Source organism: Halorubrum sp. AJ67 (genome assembly GCF_000513435.1).
On sequence record NZ_CBVY010000007.1, the window covers coordinates 141,045 to 146,270 of the forward strand.

General features: G+C 55.1%; 1 protein-coding gene and 2 pseudogenes. All 3 read left to right on the forward strand.

Translation table 11 applies throughout. The features are described 5' to 3' along the window. Nucleotides 1-1,260 (forward strand): annotated as a pseudogene (locus tag BN903_RS08275) (MATE family efflux transporter); the annotation flags it as partial. A gap of 290 nt (nucleotides 1,261-1,550) precedes the next feature. Continuing rightward, entirely contained in the window at nucleotides 1,551-3,755 is a 2,205-nt protein-coding gene (locus BN903_RS18060; protein WP_228841068.1) for an N-6 DNA methylase, read from the forward strand. Nucleotides 3,756-3,779: 24 nt separating this feature from the next. Next, nucleotides 3,780-4,724: pseudogene (locus tag BN903_RS18065) on the forward strand (type ISP restriction/modification enzyme); the annotation flags it as partial. Nucleotides 4,725-5,226 lie beyond the last annotated feature (502 nt).

Genomic DNA, 5,226 nt, shown 5'->3' on the forward strand with positions numbered 1-5,226 from the left:
AACTCGGCGACGCCGTCCGGTCGAGCGTCCTCCTCGCGGTCGCGATCACCCGTCCCGGTCAGCGCGGCGTTCGTGGGCGTACCGCCCCGGTCGTTCATCGACGTGCTGAGCAGCAACGAGCGGGCGATCGCCTACGGCGCGGACTACCGTCCGGGTGGTCGACTCGGCGTCCCGTTCGCCGCGCTCAACCTCGTCGGCAGCCGCGTGCTGGTCGGCTGTGACGACGCCTACACCGCGATGCAGGTGCGGGCGGGCGGCGCGGTCGCCAACATCGTCCTCAGCGCGCTGTTCATCTTCGGCTTCGGCTGGGGCGTCGAGGGGGCCGCGATCGGGACCGTCCTCTCGAACGTCCTCGCAGTCGGGGGGTTCACCGTCGGGCTCGTCCGCGGCAGCGCTCCGCTCGTCGGTGAGTTCCCGGTCGCGATCGACCCGACCGGCTCGTACCTGAACCCCGACATGCTCCGCGACCTCGTCGAGATCGGCGTCCCCGTCGGCGCGCGCAACCTCGTGTGGACGGCCGCGGAGTTCCCCATGCTCGCCATCCTCGATGTGTTCGGCGAGAACACCGTGGCCGCGTTCGTCATCGCCCGCCGCATCTGGGGGATCATGAACACCCCCGGCTGGGGCTTCGGCCTCGCCTCCTCCAGCCTGGTCGGGCAGGAGCTCGGCGTCGAGCGCCCCGACGAGGCGGAGGCGTACGCCCGCGACATCATCCGCTTCTCGGTCGCGACGTACGCCGTCTCCGCGGTGCTGATCGCCGTCTTCGCGACCCAGATCGTCTCGCTGTTCGCCCAGTCGCCGAACAGCCCTGAGATCCCGATCGCCGTGAACCTCGTGTACGCGGCCTGTGCCGCGGTGATCTTCCAAGGCGTCTCCGGCGGCGCGGCCGGCCCGCTCGACGCCGCCGGCGACACGAAGATACCGTTCGCGAGCCAGTTCCTCGGCATGTTCTGCGTGTCGATCCCGCTCGCGTACGTCGGCGCGCACGACGCGACGCCGGCGATAACGATCCCCGAAGTCCTCACGATCCCGGCGGTGGAGGTCCCGCTCTTCGGAGTCACGATTCGGGCGGCTGAGATCCCGTTCGTCGGGTTCACGCTCCCGGAGGTCGCGCTCCCCGCGATCGGGCTGTGGGGCCTGTACCTCGCGTTCATGGCCGAGACGACGATCCCAGCGCTGATCAACTACCTGCGGTTCCGCTCGGGGAAGTGGAAGAAGATAAGCGAGGCGTACCGCCCCGAGGCGACCGCGGACGACTGAGGCGAGACGGTTCGGTTGACTTTTTGGAATCTCCCCGAACTCGGCAAGAGTCACCTGCCGAATACCGAGCGTGTAGTCGCCAGGGTACCTGCGCTGTTTTCTCTAAAACGGATCCTGAATCACTCGGTGAAACAAGCCTGCGAAGTGACCGATAGATTCCAGCATTTTTGGATGATATTTTGAGCGCTCTCTAGGATTGTAAGCCGTAGATCTCGTTGGAGACCCCCCCGGCTTGAAACACCTACAAATTGTCAAAGCACTTTTTATTCTACTTGTTATGAAATGCTATAATGGCCGACGTACAACAGTACCTCGAATCACTAACTGATACTGCGAGAACTGGCGACACACGCGAAGAAAGCTACTACGGCGACCTCAGTGATTTTCTGGAAGAATCCGCTGGCAAGGACAGACAAGATGACGTTCAGGTCACCACCCTCCCCTCCCCAACCGACGGCGGAAATCCGGATTTCAGGGTGTGGAACGGTACAAATGAAGTCACGGGATATATTGAAGCAAAACTCCCGAGTGGCAGATCGCTCGACACCATCGAGAAGACAGAGCAGCTTACTAGATATCGGAACACGTTCGAGAACGTTATCTTGACGAATTTTGTCGAATTCCGACTATATCGAAACGGCGAACAAGTCGCCGAAGCAAAGATCGCAGACCCACCCAAAATCCCTCGGTTCGGGGACGCCCCTGACGCCGTCAACACGGACAACATCGAAACCCTGCTTGAGAAGTTCTTCTCTTTTTCGCGGCCAGAAATTGAGTCCGCAAGAGGGCTAGCGATGGAACTCGCAAAACGAACATCGTTTATGCGAGAGGTGGTGTTACAGGAACTCAAACGGGAGATCGCTGAGCAGGATGGACACATCCTCGGATTCTACGAAGCGTTCGAAGACCACCTGATGCCTGATCTAAATCAACGAGAGTTCGCAGATATCTACAGCCAAACAATTACGTACGGATTACTCACTGCTCGAACACGCGTGTCTGGAGAATTTAACCGTACCGACGCTGCTGATGCCATTCCTTCCACAATTGGGATTCTAAAGGATATCTTCGACTTTATTTCCACGTCCGATCCACCGATGGAGGTTGAGTGGATCGTCGATGACGTCTCAGATGTACTTTCCGGCACGAACGTGGACGATATCCTCAGCGAGTTCTACGCAGCCAAGGCCGAATCCACACCGCTCGTACACTTCTACGAAACATTCCTCGAAGAGTACGACCCTGAGACTCGACAGCAGAAAGGCGTGTACTACACTCCAGAACCGGTCGTGGAGTGGATCACACAGTCAGTGAACTCCGTGCTGAAGACTGACCTTGACCGTGATGACGGTCTCGCCAACGATGATGTGACTATTCTTGATCCTGCGGCAGGGACGATGACGTTCATGGCGGCAGCGACGCGTCTCGCGGTGGAAGAATACGCAGAAAAGTACGGACATGGTGGGGTATCGGCACTTCTATCTGATCACATTTTAGACCACTTCTATTCGTTTGAACTACTCGTCGCTGCGTACACTATTGGGCATCTGAAAATGGCGATTCTATTCGAGGAACAGGGATATGAACTTGACGACGATGACCGCGTACAGCTGTTCCTGACAAATACGTTGGAACCGGAGGAAGTAGAGCAGACACACCTACCGTTCGCGTCATCGCTCGCCGAGGAAGCGGAAATGGCGCACGATGTGAAGGAAGAGACCCCGATTCTGGCTATCTTGGGGAACCCACCATACGCGGGCCACTCAGAAAATCAAGGCGAGTGGATCGAATCTCTCGTGGAGGACTACAAAGAGGGATATCCGCAGTTGCAAAAGCCTGCGCAGGCAAAATGGCTACACGATGACTACGTGAAATTCATTCGATGGGCACAGTGGAAGCTCTCTGACGCCGAAAAAGGAACGGTTGGGTATATTACCAATCACGGCTATATCGATAATCCGACCTTTATGGGGATGCGCGAACAGCTGCTATTGGAATTCGACGAAATCTATGTTTTAGACCTACACGGTAACTCGAATCGCGGAGAGAAAACCCCCGAGGGTGGAATTGATGAGAACGTATTCGATATCAAGCAGGGTGTCGCGATTAGTATCTTCGTAAAAACTGATGACGGCACTAACGGGGAATACGCAGATGTCTTCCACAGCGACCTGTGGGGGACAAGAGAAGAAAAATTTCAAGCACTAAGCGGTAGCGATATGAACGATATTGAGTGGGAAGAAGTAACCCCACGCGAGCCGCAGTATCTCTTTGTCCCACGCAACCAAGAGCTAGCGAGCTCTTACCACGATTGGGTGAAGGTAACACAGATCTTCTCGGAATTCGCTGACCCCCCATTTGGTATCGTAACCACGCACAACGGATTTGCTATCTCATCCACACCGGAACGACAGAAGCAGAAAGTTAGGCAGTTTCTCGCAACAGAAACAGAAAGCGAAGCGCGGGAGTATTTCAATCTGTGCGGACAGGAATAGTGGAATTACAGCGATGCGAAGGATCATCTGGAGACCACAGATTGGGAAGAGAAAATAGTTCAAATCCAAACAGCCCCTTTCGACAAGCAGTACACTGTCTACGACAAGCACGTCGCAGTCCATCGCCGTGCAGGTCGGTTATCGAAACATATGCTCGCGGGAGATAATGTCGCTCTGGCCCTACCTAACCGGACAGAACGTACGCCATTCGACCATGCGTTTGTGACAGATGGGATAATGGAGCAATCCGGGTTGTCCACAAAGGAGGGAAACCATCTGTTCCCGCTATACCTCTACCCGAATGTACCGGATGAAACTACTTCGAAACTCCCCAATACCACCCAGCAGACGAGTATCAATTCACGCCTCATCTCACAACTCTCCGAAGCCTACAGTGACGAGGTAACCCCTGAAAAAGTATTCAATTACACGTACGCGGTATTATACACGCGACCATATCGGCTGACGTACTCGGAGTTTATGGAGACCGACTATCCGAAAATTCCGTTCCCTAGAGATGAAGTGTTATTCAAGAAGTTTGAATCACTGGGCGAAGAGTTAGTACTGCTTCACTTACTTGATCACTCGAATCTGGAGTCTCCGGGAATAAAACTTCATACTGAGGAGGGTGGTGATGGTGAGAATGAGGTGTCAGAGAATACCGGAGAGTACTATCGACACTACGATGAGGAGAAACAGCGGCTGTATATCAACTCTGACCAGTACTTCGCCCCGGTACCACAAGATGTGTGGGAGTACGAGATCGGCCACAGGCCTGTCGTGAATAAGTGGATTCAAAATCGTATCGGGGAGACCCTATCGAGTAACGACATTCGGAAATTCTGTCGTATTATTCGGGCGTTGATGGAAACTATCAGTATTCAAGATGGATTGGATAAGTCTTGGGAGGCAATCGAGTCAAACTACTTGACATTCGAATTGAAGGGGCAACAGACATTCGACATATAGGGTTATTAGTCGCTGTTGATTTCATCTTAGACATCTTATACTAGACTATTGGTAAGTGGTTAGAATAGCTGTTTTATCACTCGGAGATAGTTCAAGAGTTGTCCAGTAGTGAACAATTCGGACCGAATTGGGAATGATTCCATGCGAGATGCGCACCTTCCATCCCGTACGGCTGGCGGACTCGGCCACCGACCGAGTACTTCAACGAACCCAAGCAGTCATTTATCGTCGACATGGCGGACCTGAACGGCGACGCCGCGGGTCGACCCCGCCATCTCCGGGCCGGACATCTCGGCGCGGCCGACCGCGAACGCCTTCGGCCCCTCGATCACGACCTCGTCGCCGACGCGGATCCCGTCGTCCGCGTCGACGACGCCCGGCGCGAGCACAGAGCCGTGCGGGACGAACGCGTCGATCTCGTCGTATAACTTCGTATAATGTATGCTATACGAAGTTATTAACGTTTTATTAGTCGTGGGAGGCAAGGCACACAGGGGATAGG